The sequence below is a fragment of the Sphingomonas sp. Leaf198 genome (assembly GCF_001424005.1).
In the GTDB taxonomy this organism is placed as follows: domain Bacteria; phylum Pseudomonadota; class Alphaproteobacteria; order Sphingomonadales; family Sphingomonadaceae; genus Sphingomonas.
In genome coordinates, this window is sequence record NZ_LMPX01000001.1 from 344,290 (window position 1) to 359,712 (window position 15,423).

Below are 15,423 nucleotides of genomic sequence, written 5' to 3' on the forward strand. Positions count from 1 at the left end.
GATCGATTGACAGGATCGCGGATGACCAGTCATGGTATCGCTATCACGACGATGGCTTCGACAGCAATGCCGCGTTTCAGATCGGGAGATGAAGATTGCCGGGCACACCAACTGTTACGATCGCACCGACGCGGCGCGACCTTCTTGGGTTGTTCGGATCGGTTTCCGTCGGCGGATTGATCCCCGGTATCGCGCAGGCTGCGACCGCGTTGCCGATCTACCGTGACGCGCGTGCGCCGGTCGACTTCCGGGTTCGCGACCTGATGGCGCGGATGACGCTGGAAGAGAAAGTTGGCCAGACCATTTCGCTGTGGGCGACCAAGGCGGACGTGATGACGCCGGGCGGGCTCGATTTCGATCCGGCGCGCGCGTCGGCGGCGTATCCCGCGGGTTTCGGCCAGGTCACGCGGCCGTCCGACAAGCGTGGCGGGCCGTCGGTGGCCGCAGTCGCCGGCGGGACGGGGGCACAGTGGCGGGGGTCGGCCTCGACGATCGCCTTCGTCAACGCGGTCCAGCGCTGGGCGCGCGGCACGCGGCTCGGCATCCCGGTGATCTTCCACGAGGAATCGCTGCACGGCTATATGGCGCCCGACGCGACGATGTTCCCGCAGGCGATCGGCATGGCCGGCAGCTTCGACCGCGACCTGATGCGGCGCGGACAGGCGATCATCGGCCGCGAGGTACGCGCGCACGGCAGCCACCTCTCGCTGTCGCCGGTCGTCGACATCGCGCGCGATCCGCGCTGGGGCCGGATCGAGGAGACGTTCGGCGAGGATCCGTATCTGTGCGGCGAGATGGGCGTCGCGGCAGTTGAGGGCCTTCAGGGCGACAGCACGACGCTGGCACCCGGCAAGGTCTTCGCCACGCTGAAGCACATGACCGGGCATGGTCAGCCTCAGGCGGGCAATAATATCGGTCCCGCACCGATCGGCGAGCGTGAACTGCGCGAGAGCTTCTTCCCGCCGTTCCGCGCGGTCGTGACGCGGACCGGGATCGGCGCGGTGATGCCGTCGTACAACGAGATCGACGGCGTACCGAGCCATGCGAACCACTGGCTGCTCGGCGAGGTGCTGCGCGGCGAATGGGGATTTTCGGGCGCGATCGTCAGCGATTACGGCGCGATCGAGGAACTCGACACGATCCACCACGTTGCGCGAGACCTGAACGGGGCGGCGAAGCTCGCCTTGGCGGCAGGGGTGGACAGCGCGTTGCCGGACGGGATCGCGTTTCGGACGTTACCTGCGCAGGTGCGGGCGGGGACGGTGCCGATCGCGGCGGTCGATGCGGCGTGCGCGCGGATGCTGGCGTTGAAGTTCCGCGCCGGTTTGTTCGAGGAGTCGGCAGTCGATCCCCGTGCCGCCGCTCGCCTGACCGGTAACGCGGAAGCACGCGGCGTCGCATTGGACGCGGCGCGCAAATCGCTGTGCCTGCTGACCAACGACGGCACGCTGCCGCTCGCGCCCAAGGGCAAGATCGCGGTGATCGGGCCGAATGCGGCGATCGCGCGGCTTGGCGGCTATTCTTCGCCGCCGCGCCAGACGGTGTCGCTGCTCGACGGCGTTCGGACGTTCGTGGGTAATGCAGCGACGATCGTCCATGCGCAGGGCGTGTTCATCACGCAGAGCGAGGACCGGTCGCAGGATGCGGTGCTGCTCGCCGATCCCGCCAGGAACCGCGCGCTGATCGCCGAGGCGGTCGCGGTCGCGCGCGGTGCCGACACGATCATTCTCGCGATCGGCGATACCGAGCAGACCAGCCGCGAGGGGTTCTCCAAGAACCATCTCGGCGATCGCACGACGCTCGACCTGATCGGCGAGCAGAATGCGCTGTTCGATGCGCTGCACGCACTGGGCAAGCCGATCGTGGTCGCCGCGATCAACGGGCGTCCGCCAAGCTGGCCCAATGTGATGGCGAAGGCCAACGCGGTGCTCGAATGCTGGTATCCGGGGCAGGAGGGCGGCACGGCGATGGCCGAGGCGCTGTTCGGGCGGATCAATCCGGGCGCCAAGCTGCCGGTGACCGTGGTCCGCGAAGTCGGGCAGGTGCCGCTCTATTACAACCGGAAGCCGTCGACCGAGCGCGGTTATCTGTTCGCAGAGACGGCGCCGCTGTTCCCGTTCGGCCACGGCCTCAGCTACACGCGCTTCGACATCAGCGCACCGCGGCTGTCGGCGGCGAAGATCGGCATCGCCGGCAGCGTCGGGGTAGAGGTCGACGTCGCCAATATCGGCCAGCGCGCCGGCGACGAAGTCGTGCAGATCTACGTCCGCGACCAGGTGTCGTCGGTGGCGCGGCCGGTGATGGAGTTGAAGGGGTTCGAACGCGTAACGCTCGTGCCCGGCGAGCGGCGGACGCTGCGGTTCACGCTGGGGCCGGACGCGTTCGCACTATGGGACGTCGATATGCGCGAGGTTGTCGAGCCCGGCCTGTTCACGATCATGGCCGGACCGAGTTCGGCGCAGGTGAAGACCGCGGTCCTCGAGATCGCCTGACCCATCGACAAGCGAGGGTGCGCGGTCATGCCGCGCACCCTCGGCAGATTACCAGATGTGAACGCGCTGCGCCGGCGTCAGGTACAGTGCATCGCCGGGCTTGACGTTGAACGCAGTATACCAGGCGTCGACATTCCGGACGATGCCGTTGACGCGGTAGAACGGCGGCGAGTGCGGATCGGTCAGCAGGCGCGCTCGCGCCGCGCCTTCGCGGAGCTTCGCCTGCCAGGCCTGCGCATAGGCCAGGAAGAACCGCTGGTCGCCGGTGAGACCGCCGATCACCGGTGCCTTGCCGTGCACCGACTGGTATTTCCGATACGCGGCATAGGCGGTTTCGACGCCGCCGAGATCGCCGATATTCTCGCCGAGCGTCAGCGCGCCCTTCACGTGCACGCCGGGGATCGGCTCGTAGGCGTCGTACTGCTTCGACAGCGCGGCGGTGTGCTTCGTGAAGGCGGCGCGCGCCTCGGGCGTCCACCAATTCTCGAACTTGCCCGATGCGCTGAACTGGCTGCCCTGATCGTCGAAGCCGTGGCCCATCTCGTGGCCGATGATCGCGCCGATCGCGCCGTAATTGACCGCTGCATCCGCGTTGGGATCGAAATAGGGCGGCTGCAGGATCGCCGCGGGGAAAGTGATCTGGTTGTTGAGCGGGTCGTAATAGGCGTTCACCGTCTGCGGCGTCATGCCCCACAGGCTGCGATCGACCGGCTTGCCGAGGCGCGACAGGTCGAGCTGGTGGTCGAACTCGCCCGATCGCAGCGAATTGCCGAGCGGATCGCCGCGCACGATATTGAGCGCGCTATAGTCGATATACTTGTTTGGGTGGCCAATCCGCGGATCGAAGGCTGCGAGCTTGGCAAGCGCCTGCGTCTTGGTTGGTGCGTCCATCCAGGTGTTCGCACCGATCCGCTCCTTGTAGGCGGCGCGCAGGTTGGCGATCAGTTCGCCCATCTTGGCTTCGCTCTGCGGCGGGTAGTGGCGCTTGACGTAGACTTCGCCGACGGCCTCTCCCATCGTGCCGTTGACGACGGCGATGCCGCGTTTCCAGCGGGCGCGCTGCTGCGGCTGGTCGGCCATCGTCTTGCCGTAGAAATCGAACGTCGCCTGATCGAACGCCTTGGGGAGTACCGGCGCGCTCGCCGACGCGAGACGGAACTTCATCCAGTCCTGCCAGGTCGAGACCGGCGTTGCGGCGAACAGCTTGCCGAGTTCGGTCAGCGCGGTCGAGTTCGTCATGTAGACGGTCGGGAAATTGCCGTAGCCGGCGGTCTTCAGCAGCAGCGGCCAGTCGAAACCGGGCGCCAGCGCCTTGCGGCCCGCGGCATCCATCGGCTTCAGCATCGCCTTCAGGTCGCGCTATTGGACCGGCGACCATTGCACCTTCGCCATCGCGGTTTCGAGGGCGACGATCCGATCCGCCTTCGCTGACGTATCGGCAATCCCCGACAGCGTCAGGATCTTCTCGACATAGGCGCGGTAGGCGGTGCGGAAGGTGTCGTACTTCGCGCCCTGTTCGAGATAGTAATCGCGTCCGCCCATCCCTAGCGAACCCTGTCCGGCCGCGACTGCGTAGCGCGTCGGATCGGCAGGATCGGGCAACTGGCCGATCTCGACCGGCGAAGCATAGCCGACCGTCGAGAACAGCGTCTGTAGTTTCTGCTTGTCCCCGGCCGCATCGATCTTCGCGAAATAGGGCTTCAGGGGTGTCGTGCCGGCGCGTTCGATCGCCGCCTCGTCCATGAAGCTGGCGTAGAGATCACCGAACTGTTTCGCGCCCGGCCCGACCGCCGCAGGATCGCGCGCGGCATCGTCGAGGATGGCGCGAACCTGTTGCTCGGCCTGATCGGCCAGGACGACGCTGCCGCCGGCCGAGGTCCGGTCCGCGGCGATCTCGGTACGCTTGTTCCAGTTGCCGTTCGCGTAGGTCCAGAAATCGTCGCCGGGTTTCACCGATTTGTCGGCGGCGGTGAGATCGATTCCGAAGGTTCCGTAGCGCGTGCCGGTCGCGGCGGCGGTTGTGGGCGCCGTCTGCGCGAGCGCGGGTGAGGACAGCGCCAGCACGGCGACGCTCAGCGACAGACGCGAAACATGGTTGAACAGCATCGAGGCTCCTGTGGAAATTGCCGACCGAGTCCAGAGGTGTCGGGGCGGGGATCGAATGGGCGAACACGGCGAGGTCGGGCTTTCGCCCTGTTGGGGGGAAGCTGACGCGGAACAGGGACCGTAGCAATATGAATTCGATCGCGATTGGATCGGTCGTCTATCCTCGGCACGACGGTCTGCTCGGACAAGATCAACCAGTGGTAGGTTGGTTTGCTCGGCCCTCGTTGCATGCCAAGGCGGTCCTTGCGTGAGATCCTGTTGCGCAATTAGTCTTACATATTGACCGCGCTTCGACGGCCCAATATCGGTTGCGGCAGATAAAAACGGGAGGATCGAAATGCGCCAACTGTATCGCAACGTCGCGCTGGCAATGACTTTGATGACGACCACGGTGATGTCCGCCTCCGCGCAGGACGCGCCCGCGGCCGCTCCGGCTAGCGCCACGGCGACGGTCGGTATCGACGCGAGCCGGCCCGGCCCGGTGATGAACCGACAGGTGTTCGGCCAGTTCGCCGAGCATCTCGGCCACGGCATCTATGGCGGGATCTGGGTCGGCGAGAAGTCGTCGATCCCCAACGACCACGGTTATCGTCGCGACGTGCTGGAGGCGCTGAAGGCGGTCAAGGTGCCGATGGTGCGCTGGCCGGGCGGGTGCTTCGCCGACGAATATCACTGGCGCGACGGCATCGGCACGCGCGGCAAGCGGCCGATCAAGATCAACACCAACTGGGGCGGCGTGAACGAGGACAACGCGTTCGGAACCAACGAATTCATGGGGTTCGCCGAACGCTTGGGCGCCGAAGCGTATATCTCGGCCAACGTCGGCAGCGCGCCGCCCAGCGAAACCGCGCAGTGGCTCGAATACATGACCTCGCCGAACGGCTCGACGCTCGCCAAGGAGCGCGCGGCGAACGGCCATCCTGCGCCGTACAAGGTGCCGTATGTCGGCATCGGCAACGAGCTGTGGGGCTGCGGCGGCAACATGCGCGCCGAATATGCCGCCGACCTGACCAACCGCTACGGCGTGTTCGCCAAGTCGGGGAACGGCAAGATGCTCCGGATCGCCAGCGGCCCCAGCGAGGGGGATTACGACTGGACCGACACGATGATGCGGATCGCTGGCAAGAACATCGATGGCCTGTCGCTGCATTACTACACGCGGCCGCGCGACAAGGTCTGGACCGACAAGGGCCCGGCGCTTGGCTTTTCCGAGCATGAATGGGCGCTGACGATGCAGCACACGCTGCAGATGGACGAGTTCGTCACCAAGCATTCGGCGATCATGGACAAATATGATCCGGGCAAGACCAAGTGGCTGGTCGTCGACGAATGGGGCACGTGGTATGATCCGACGCCGGGCAGCAACCCCGGCTTCCTGGTGCAGCAGAACAGCGTCCGCGACGCGGTCGTCGCCGGGCTCAACCTCAACATCTTCGCGCATCACGCCGATCGGGTGAAGATGGCGGCGATCGCGCAGATGGTGAACGTGTTGCAGGCGATGCTGCTGACCGACGGCGCGAAGATGGTGAAGACGCCGACCTATTGGGTGTTCGACCTGTACAAGCCCTGGCAGGATGCGACGACGCTGCCGGTCGATCTGAAATCGCCCTGGTATCACGAGTCCGAAGTGGCAGTGCCGGCGGTCAGCGTCTCGGCTGTGCGCGATGTCGCGGGCAAGGTGCACGTCGCGCTCGTCAACCTAGATCCGCATCATGCGATCCCGGTGGCGATGACGCTCGCGGGCGTTCAGGCGAGCGGCGTGACCGGGCGGATCGTCACGGGAACGACGATGGACGCGCATAACAGCTTCGAGCAGCCCGATACGGTACGCCCGGTCGCGTTCAACGGCGCGCAGGCGGCGGGCGGGACGGTGTCGGCGACGTTGCCGCCGATGTCGGTGGTCGTGCTCGACCTGCAATAAAACGGCACCCTACCGCTCCCGGTCGGGAGCGGTAGGACTTTCGTATTCAGAGCGGTAGCGGCACCGCGCGCGTGGTGGTGAACGCCGCCGACTGGCCGGGGACGCCGGTGCCGGGTTGGCCGCTGCCGACCGTCACGCGGTATTTACCGGCGATTACCCGGCGCGTGCCGTGGGTCGATACACTGCTGAGATCGCGCGGCGACAGGTCGAAGCTGACACTGCTGCGTTCGCCCGGTTTGAGCGAGATGCGCTTATAGCCGCGCAAGGCCACGCGCGGCGTGCCGGGCTGGTCGGGGAAATTGAGGTACAGCTGGACCACTTCGTCGCCGGCCCGTGCGCCGGTGTTGCGGACTTCGGTGGTGACCCGCAGTCCCGTTTCGGCGCCCTGGGCGGCGGGGGTGACGGTCAGCGGCGTGTAGGCGAAGCTGGTGTAGCTCAGGCCGTGGCCGAAGGCGTAGACCGGCTTGCCCTCGAAATAGCGGTAGGTGCGGCCTTTCATCGCATAGTCGCTGAACGGCGGCAGGTCCGCGACGCTGCGATAGAAGGTGAGCGGCAGGCGGCCCGCGGGGTTGGTCCGGCCGCTCAGGACGTTGGCGATCGCGAGGCCCCCGGATTGGCCCGGATACCAGGCCTCGACCACCGCGGCGGCGTTATCCTTCGCCCAGGCGAGGTTGATCGGACTGCCGTTCATCGCGACGACGATCACCGGCTTGCCGGTCGCCTTGGCCTTGGCGAGCATCGCCACCTGGTCCGCGGGCAGGTCGAGCGTGGTCTTGTCGCCGCCCTCGAAGCCCGGCACCGTGACGCCGGTCTCCTCTGCCTCCAAGTCGGAGGTGAGCCCGACGACCGCGACCAGCACGTCGGCAGTAGCGGCTGCGCGAGCCAGGTCGGCATCGGGGGAGGCCGAGATCCGCTTCCACACGAGGTCTGCACCGTCGTTCGACGTGACGCGGAACGGATAGCGGCGGCCCTTGACGAGGTCGATCGTGGTGAAGGTCGGCAGGTCGTTCCACTGCGACCCTTTGCGATCGGACGCGACCGCGCCGGCGAATTCGAGCACGCCGCCTTTGCCCGAGAGGCCGACCCGGTAGGTGCCGCTTTCGGGGGGAGTCAGCGATCCCGCCCAGACGGTACGGTGGTGCGTGTCGACCTTGGCGAGCGAGAGATTATAGTCGCCGACGTCGCGCTCGACCCGTTCGGCGACGGGGGTGTCCTGATAGCGGATCGCGTCGAGCTGCTGCTTCATCGTCGCGGGATCGAACAGCGCGGGCAGCTTTTTGGTCGGGTTGTAGTAGCGCACGAGGACGCCCGGTTTGCCGTCGGGCGTGCGCAGCGCCGACGTCGGTACGCGGTCGCCATCGGTGACCGAGGGGGAGAACGGCACCAGCGTGACGTCGCCCGCTGGCATCACCGACCGTAAACCATCGAGGACCGACACCGGCGGCGCGGACAACGGTGACGAGTAATTGCCGCGCAGCACCCGCGTCGCGTCGCCGAGCGGGCCGATGACCGCGAGTTTCGTGCCCGGCTTGAGCGGCAGGATGCCGGCGTTCTTGAGCAGGACGAGGCTTTCCTCGGACGCCTTCAACGCCAACGCGTCGTGCGCGGGCGTGCCGATCTGCGCGACGGGTACGACACGATCGCGCCCGGTCTGTATCCCCGGCAAGTCGCCGTTGCGGATGCGCGCAGAGAACAGCCGGACGAGCGACCGATCGATGTCGCCGACCGAGATCAGATCGCGGTCGAGCGCCTCGCGGAAGCGTTCGCCGAGCCCCGCCTGATCGCCGAGCGTCGCGGTGTTGCATTCATTGTCGACGCCGGTTTTCAGCGCGGTAGCGACGGCGCTCGCTTGGTCGGGCGCATAATGGTGGTTGTCGGCGATGTCCTTCACCGCATCGCAGTCGGACACGACGAAGCCGGTAAAGCCCCAAGCCTGGCGCAGATGATCCTTGAGCAGCAGGTCGCTCGCGCACGCGGGCTGCCCGTCGATGCGGTTATACGCGCACATGATCGAGCCGGCGCCACCCTCGACGATCGCCGCGCGGAAGGCGGGGAGATAGGTGTCCTCCAGATCGTGCGGCGAGACGAACACGTTGGCCTTGTGCCGCGTCGATTCAGGCCCGCTGTGCACCGCGAAATGCTTGGGCGTGGCGATCACGTCGGGCAGCGACGGATTGGGCCCTTGCATCCCGGTGACGAAGGCGACCCCCATATGCGCGGCGAGGAACGGATCCTCGCCATAGGTCTCCTGCCCGCGGCCCCAGCGTGGATCGCGGAAAATGTTGACGTTCGGCGACCAGGTGTCGAGCCCGGTGCCGATACGCCCGAGCCGTCCGGTCTGGCGGCCCAACGTGTGCAGCGCGCGGACCTCCGTGCTGATCGCACCGGCGACATCGTGGACGAGCGGCGCATCGAAGCTGGCGGCGAGGCCGATCGGCTCGGGGAAGTTCGTGGTCGGCACCGGGCCGAGCGCACCGTGAAGCGATTCGGTCCACCAGTTATAGGTGGGGATGCCGAGCCGCGGGATTGCCGGCGCGACGTTGAGCAACTGCGGGAGCTTCTCGTCGACGGTCATCCGCGCGACGATCGCCGTGGCGAGCGCGTCGGCCTGGGTACGCGCTGCATCGGTCTGCGGTGCTGGCGACGTCTGCGCCTGAAGGGGCAGGGGGGCGAACGCCGCTCCGGTCAGCATGAGTGCGCGCAGTGCGCCGAGCATCGGCTTGCCCTTCGCTGTGTTTCGCGAGTGTATCACCCCAGCATCCTCCTGTTTTTTGTAGGAGTGACCTTAAGCCGCGCGTCGGTGCAATGGCTACGACATTTCGTTGGTTCGACTTAGCTCGGTAGTATTTTTACTGTGACGCGGAATATAGAATACTATCCCACCGCGTTGACAGGGCTTGCATCTAGCCTGACAAGATCCCGCATAATTAGGGATACGCGCGCTGACTTGCAGGTCATGCGTGACGATCGGCACGGATGAGGATCACACAATGCGCGCTACTCGCCGACACGGGATAACGGCTGCTCTGACGGTTTTGCTGTCGACCGCTGGAGCGCAGGTCGCGGGGGCGCAGTCCGATCCGCTGACGCCGACCGGCCGCTGGAGCGCGAACCAGCGCGGCGATGCCGCGCTGCCGCCGATGGGCTGGAGTTCGTGGAATGCGTTCGCGACCGACATCACCGAGGACAAGATCCTCGCATCGGCGCGGGTGATCGCGGACACGGGACTGGCCGCCAAGGGCTATCGCTATATCAACATCGACGATGGCTGGTGGTTGAAGCGACGCCTGTCGGATAGCCGGATGATGATCCGATCGGCGAATTTCCCGTCCTCGGTGATCGCGGGCAAGGACCCGAGTTTCCGGCCGTTCACCGACAAGCTTCATGCGATGGGTTTCAAGGCGGGAATCTACAGCGACATCGGGCGCAATTCCTGTGGTCAGGTCTTTACCTCGACGATGCCCAACCAGCCCGAAGGCAGCGTGATGGAGCGCGAGATCGGGCTGTATGGCCATGTCGATCAGGATATCCGGCTGTATTTCAAGGACTGGGGGTTCGACTTCATCAAGGTCGATGCATGCGGCATCCGCGGTTTGCCGGCGAGCAACCCCGCGGTCAAAGCCGGCAAGTACCGCGCGTTCGTGCCGCTGATCGACGCGGATTCGCTGGCGCGTACCGACGTGCCGGCGGTGCGCGGGTTGTACACTCAAGTCGCCGACGCGCTGGCGAAGTATAACGACGCGAACGACTATCTGTTCTCGCTGTGCCTGTGGGGATCGGCCGATGTCCGCGCCTGGGGCAAGAACGTCGGCGGCATATCGCGGACCAGCGAGGACATCTCGCCGCATTGGGGGCGGATGCTGCACAATCTCGACACCGTGTCGCGGCGCGCGCTGTATGCGCATCCCGGATCGTGGAACGACCCGGACATGCTGTTCGTGGGCAGCGGCGATTTCGACGAACGGCACATGACCGAAGCGAAATCGCATTTCGCGTTGTGGGCGATCGAGAACGCGCCGCTGTTCATCGGCTACGATCTGCGCAAGGCGTCGCCGGCGTTGCTCGACCTGATCGGCAACGCCCGGATCATCGCGGTCAATCAGGATCGCGCGGGCAATCAAGCGACGCTCGCGTTCGATACCGACGAGGTGCAGATCTTCGTCAAGACGCTGGCCAACGGCGACAAGGCGGTGGCGGTGTTCAATCGCGGCAGCGGCGCGGCGGACGTCGTCCTGACCGCCGATCATCTCGCGTATCGCGATACCGCCGATGTCGAACTGACCGATCTGTGGACCGGCGCACACAGCAAATTCCGCAAGCAGCAGAGCCTGAAGCTGGCCCCGCGCGAAACGCTGATCTTCACCGCGAAGGGCGATCGGCAGTTGCGCGATGGCGTGTTCCTGTCCGAGCAACCGGGCAGCGTCAATCCGGCGGTCGATGGGGTGGAAACGCCGCAACCCGATCCGCTGGTGCACCGCGCGCCGTTGGCATGGCAGGGCACGCGAGGAACGGGGGACTTCCCGCGCTATGGTGGCTGGGGCGGGGCGCGCGTCGATCGCACGCCCTACGACCAGCCGCTGGGGGTGGCGGGGGAGGCACTGCCGCACAGTCTCGGCGTGCTGGCCAATTCGCGGCTGGAGGTTCGCAACACCGGCTATCGCACGCTGCGGACGCGTGTCGGGATCGACGATTCGACGACCGACCGTGCGCGCGCGGTGACCTTCCTGGTGTACGGCGATGGGCGGCTGTTGGCGCAGTCGCGGGCGGCGCGGGGCGGCGAGGCGGCGCAGGAGCTGTCGGCAAACGTCGCGGGGGTGAAGATCATCGAACTGGTGGCGCGCAGTCCGGGTGTGGGCGGCGCGCAGATCTCGGTCGACTGGGGAACCGCTGCACTCACGCGTTGACGAAGCGGCAGCGGACGACGTCGGCGGCTATTCCTTTCGCACAAACAAGACGTGTTTCCCCGCGAAGGCGGGGATCCAGACTGGGCTCCCACCTTCGCGGGAGAACACGGAAGGGCATCGTGCCGTACCCCTGCGGAGACCCGTCTTTGTTCGAAGGGGATGGTCATCGGCGACGTCGGAGGCGCACGTCATTCAGCGTATTGGCAGTGCTCAGGCGTTGCGACAGGCCAATGATCGCCTGTCACCGGCATGACGAAGAACAAGCTGATCTGCCGGTCTCGAAAGAGAATGGCGATCCGCCTGACGCTTTGCTCAGCGCTCCATCGCGCTGCGCGTATCCTCCAGCGCGAGCGTGACGAGCGCGGTCATCGCCGCGCTGGCGCCTTCGGCATCCTCGGCGGCGATCGCGTCGAAGACCTTGACGTGATCGGGGATCGGATCGCGGGGCAGCGCGCGCAGGCGTTGCTTGTACTGCGTCGTCCAGTTGACCGCGGCGCCGATCGACGCGCTGAGCACGACCATCGCGTCGTTCTGCGTCGCCTGCAATATCGTGTCGTGGAACGTGCGGTCGGCCTGGCGGCCCTGCTCGGTCGCGAGTGAAAAGCGCTTCATCGCGGCGAGCGCGTCGCGCATGATCTTCAACTCGGCTTTGCTGCGCCGTGCCGCCGCCATCGCCGCGGCGGCGGGCTCGATCACCATCCGCATCTCGAACAGGCTGCGGACGAGTTGCGGATCAGGTTCGCCGGTAAACGCCCAGGCCAGCACGTCGGGATCGAGCAGGTTCCAGCGGTTGCGCGGCAGGACCCGCGTTCCGGCCTTGGGCCTGCTCTCAACTAGGCCTTTTGCAGTCAGGACCTGGATCGCCTCGCGGTAGGCGCCGCGCGACACGTTGAGTTCCTCGGCGAAGGCGATCTCGCCCGACAGCGTCTCACCCGGCGAGAACTCGCCCGACAGGATCGCCACGCCGAGCTTGTTCGCCACCGCACCACGCAACCTGCGGCCCGACGATCGCAGCGGCAACGTCGCGTCTGAGGTGGGCTCGGGTGTCGCGGAGAGGGGTTCGTCCATAACTTCGCATTATGCCTTTATCTTCGCATACGACACTAGCAATTGCTCGGAGCAATCTGAACAGGTGTTTGACGCGCGCGGCGGTCGCTGCCGCAGACCCAAAGGCAAGTCCCGCGGCGACACGAGTCCCTTGGTGGGATCGCATCGCCGGGGGCTGATGATCACATGAAGCGGTTCATCAGGTTCTCGATCCGCTCCTGCCGGCCCGAACGCGGCTTCGGATCGATCGCGCGGTCGCCCGCCAGATCGGCGATCGTCGCGAGATCGCTGGTGCCGATCATCTTGCCGAGCTCACCGTTCCAACCGGCGTAACGCTCGGTCTTGAAGGCGTCGAGTCGACCGTCCTCGATCAGCGCGGCGGCGTTGAGCAGGCCCTTGGCGACGACGTCGATCCCGCCGACATGACCGTAGAACAGGTCGATCGGGTCCATCGACTGGCGGCGGACCTTGGCGTCGAAGTTGAAGCCGCCGGTCTTGAAGCCGCCGGCGCGCAGGATCTCAACCATCGCGAGCGTGAGTTCTTCGACCGAGTTGGGAAACTGATCGGTGTCCCAGCCATTCTGCGGATCGCCGCGGTTGGCGTCGATCGAGCCGAAGATGTCGAGCGCGGCGGCGGTGGCAATCTCGTGCTCGAAGGTGTGGCCCGACAGCGTGGCGTGGTTCGCCTCGATGTTGACCTTCACCTCGTTTTCGAGACCGTAGCGCTTGAGGAAGCCGTACACGGTGGCGGTGTCGAAGTCGTACTGGTGCTTGGTCGGCTCGTGTGGCTTCGGCTCGATCAGGATCGTGCCCTTGAAGCCGATCTTGTGCTTGTGCTCGACCACCAGGTTGAGGAAGCGGCCGAAATTATCCAGCTCGCGCTTCATGTCGGTGTTGAGCAGCGTCTCATAGCCTTCGCGACCGCCCCACAGCACGTAGTTCTCGCCGCCGAGACGGTGCGTCGCCTCGAGCGCGTCGCGAACCTGCATCGCGGCGAACGCGAACACTTCGGGGTCGGGATTGGTCGAGGCACCGGCGGCATACCGCGGGTGGCTGAACGCGTTGGCGGTGCCCCACAGGAGCTTGCGGCCCGACGACGCCTGGAGCTTTTCGAGATGGTCGACGGCTTCGGCGAAGAACTTGCGATGCTCGGCGACCGAGTTCGCGTCGGCCATCACGTCGACGTCGTGGAAGCAGTAGAAGGGCACGTCGAGGCGCGTGAAGAAATCGAACGCCGCCTCGCGCTTTTCCGCCGCCGCCGCGCTGTCGTTGGCGCCGCGATGCCACGGGCGATCGAACGTGCCGCCGCCGAACACGTCGGAACCGGGCCAGCAGAAGGTGTGCCAGAAGCAGGCGGCAAAGCGCAGATGCTCTGCCATCGTCTTGCCGAGCACGACCCGGTCCTTGTCGTAGAAGCGGTAGGCGAGTTCGTTGGTGGTGTCCGGGCCCTCGTACTTGATCGGGGCGATGTCGGCGAAGAAGTCGGCCATCAAAAATTCCTTGGCGAGTTTTTGGGGGTGATGCGGGAATAGGCGGCACGGAACGCGTCGCGCTTGGTGGCGAGCGTATCCGCGATGGCGGGATCGGGGACGATGGTGCGCGCGACGGGCGGCGCGACGCAGACCGATGCCGGATCGCCGCCGTCGACCGCGAGCTGCGCGAGCCGTGCGGCACCGAGCGCCGGGCCGACCTCGCCGCCTTCGAGATAGACGAGTTCGACATCCATCGCCGCGGCGATGATCCGGCCCCAATAGCCCGAGCGCGCGCCGCCGCCGATCACCGACAGGCGATCGACTGTGGTGCCGGTCTCGCGCAGCACGTCGAGCCCGTCGGCCAGCGCAAAGGCGACGCCCTCCAGTACGGCCTGCGCGAGGCGGTTGCCGTCGGTGTCGTTGTCGAGCCCGAGGAACGCGCCGCGGACGTCGGCGTCGTTATGCGGCGTCCGCTCGCCCGAGAGATAGGGGAGGAACAGCTCGGGGCCGCCGGCCGGACCGACCGATTCGGCGCGCGCGAGCAGGTCGGCGACGCTCTGCGTACCGGTGATCCGCGCGACCCAGTCGACGCACGAGGCAGCCGACAGGTGCACCGACATCTGATGCCACAGGCCGGGCAGTGCGTGGCAGAAGGTGTGCGCCGCGCGCTCCGGGCTGGGCCGGAAGTCGTCGGTGGCGACGAAGATCACGCCCGACGTGCCGAGCGAGAGCAGCGCGTCGCCGTCACGCACGACGCCGACGCCGACCGCGCCGGCCGCATTGTCGCCGCCGCCTGCCGCGACCGGCACGCGCGGCATCCCCCAAGCCTCGGCGATGTCGGCCTGAAGCTGGCCGGTGATCGCCGAGCCTTCGAACAGGCCGGGCATATTGGCGGTGGACAGGCCGCATGCCGACAGCAGCGTGTCGCTCCAGGTCCGCGCACCGACGTCGAGCCACAGGGTGCCGGCGCTATCCGACAGGTCGGACGCCTTGTCGCCGGTCATCTGCAGCCGGACATAATCCTTGGGCAGCAGCACCGTCGCGATCTTCGCAAAGACGTCCGGCTCGTGATTGCGCAGCCACAGCAGCTTGGGGGCGGTGAAGCCCGGCATCGCGATGTTGCCGGAGATCGCCCGTAGTTCGGGAACCGCAGCCTCCAGTTCGGCGCACTCCGCGGCGCAGCGCCCGTCGTTCCACAGGATCGCGGGGCGCAGCGGCCGATCGTCCGCGCCGAGCACGGTCGCGCCGTGCATCTGCCCGGCGAGACCGACGCCGCGGACCGAGCGCCGGACGCTGGGGTCGATCGCCAGCACCGCCGCATTGGTCGCGCGCCACCATGCATCGGGGTCCTGTTCGGACCAGAGCGGGTGCGGGCGCTGCACGGTGAGCGCGGCGGTGCCCTGGCCGACGACCGCACCGGCCTCGTCGAGCACCACCGCTTTTACGCCGGACGTGCCGATATCGATTCCGAGAAACATGCG

7 protein-coding genes and 1 pseudogene are annotated in these 15,423 nt (G+C 66.6%); 3 read left to right on the forward strand and 5 right to left on the reverse strand.

The window, feature by feature from the left end; translation table 11 throughout:
- Nucleotides 1-95: 95 nt before the first annotated feature.
- Entirely contained in the window at nucleotides 96-2,492 is a 2,397-nt protein-coding gene (locus tag ASG20_RS01660; RefSeq protein ID WP_443025858.1) for a glycoside hydrolase family 3 N-terminal domain-containing protein, read from the forward strand.
- Between the two features lie 48 nt (nucleotides 2,493-2,540).
- Here the strand turns inward: ASG20_RS01660 and ASG20_RS20130 are convergent.
- Nucleotides 2,541-4,598 (reverse strand): annotated as a pseudogene (locus ASG20_RS20130) (M13 family metallopeptidase).
- Nucleotides 4,599-4,977: 379 nt separating this feature from the next.
- On the opposite strand from ASG20_RS20130, the gene ASG20_RS01670 reads away from it, so the two are divergent.
- Nucleotides 4,978-6,519: an alpha-N-arabinofuranosidase gene (locus ASG20_RS01670; protein WP_056050267.1), complete on the forward strand. Its 1,542-nt coding sequence runs from the start codon at nucleotides 4,978-4,980 to the stop codon at nucleotides 6,517-6,519.
- A gap of 46 nt (nucleotides 6,520-6,565) precedes the next feature.
- Here ASG20_RS01670 and ASG20_RS01675 read toward each other — a convergent pair whose 3' ends face one another.
- The gene (locus ASG20_RS01675; RefSeq protein ID WP_443025887.1) at nucleotides 6,566-9,211 is read right to left on the reverse strand and encodes a glycoside hydrolase family 3 C-terminal domain-containing protein; all 2,646 of its coding nucleotides are present in this window, start codon (nucleotides 9,209-9,211) and stop codon (nucleotides 6,566-6,568) included.
- Between the two features lie 298 nt (nucleotides 9,212-9,509).
- Between ASG20_RS01675 and ASG20_RS01680 the strand changes: the two genes are divergently transcribed.
- Nucleotides 9,510-11,423 carry an NPCBM/NEW2 domain-containing protein gene (locus ASG20_RS01680; RefSeq protein ID WP_056050269.1) on the forward strand — a complete coding sequence of 638 codons (1,914 nt, stop codon included), beginning with the start codon at nucleotides 9,510-9,512 and terminating at the stop codon, nucleotides 11,421-11,423.
- Nucleotides 11,424-11,735: 312 nt separating this feature from the next.
- On the opposite strand, the gene ASG20_RS01685 is transcribed toward ASG20_RS01680, so the two are convergent.
- The 3 genes from ASG20_RS01685 to xylB form a co-directional block, all read right to left on the reverse strand.
- Nucleotides 11,736-12,491, reverse strand: coding sequence for a FadR/GntR family transcriptional regulator (locus tag ASG20_RS01685; protein ID WP_056047686.1), 756 nt, complete (start codon nucleotides 12,489-12,491; stop codon nucleotides 11,736-11,738).
- A gap of 161 nt (nucleotides 12,492-12,652) precedes the next feature.
- Nucleotides 12,653-13,963 (reverse strand): xylose isomerase, encoded by a 1,311-nt coding sequence (gene xylA / locus ASG20_RS01690; RefSeq protein WP_121903487.1) that lies wholly within the window; start codon nucleotides 13,961-13,963, stop codon nucleotides 12,653-12,655.
- Complete coding sequence (gene xylB / locus ASG20_RS01695; RefSeq protein ID WP_056047690.1) at nucleotides 13,960-15,420, reverse strand: xylulokinase; 1,461 nt, start codon at nucleotides 15,418-15,420, stop codon at nucleotides 13,960-13,962. Before xylB ends, xylA begins: the two co-directional genes overlap by 4 nt.
- Between the last annotated feature and the right edge of the window lie 3 nt (nucleotides 15,421-15,423).

What these genes read in the sequence shown, in the direction of transcription:
- xylB (WP_056047690.1), bottom strand. Translation starts at nt 15,420, where the DNA reads ATGTTTCTCGGAATCGATATCGGCACGTCCGGCGTAAAAGCGGTGGTG.
- ASG20_RS01680 (WP_056050269.1), top strand. Translation starts at nt 9,510, where the DNA reads ATGCGCGCTACTCGCCGACACGGGATAACGGCTGCTCTGACGGTTTTG.
- ASG20_RS01670 (WP_056050267.1), top strand. Translation starts at nt 4,978, where the DNA reads ATGACGACCACGGTGATGTCCGCCTCCGCGCAGGACGCGCCCGCGGCC.
- ASG20_RS01675 (WP_443025887.1), bottom strand. Translation starts at nt 9,211, where the DNA reads ATGCTGACCGGAGCGGCGTTCGCCCCCCTGCCCCTTCAGGCGCAGACG.
- ASG20_RS01685 (WP_056047686.1), bottom strand. Translation starts at nt 12,491, where the DNA reads ATGGACGAACCCCTCTCCGCGACACCCGAGCCCACCTCAGACGCGACG.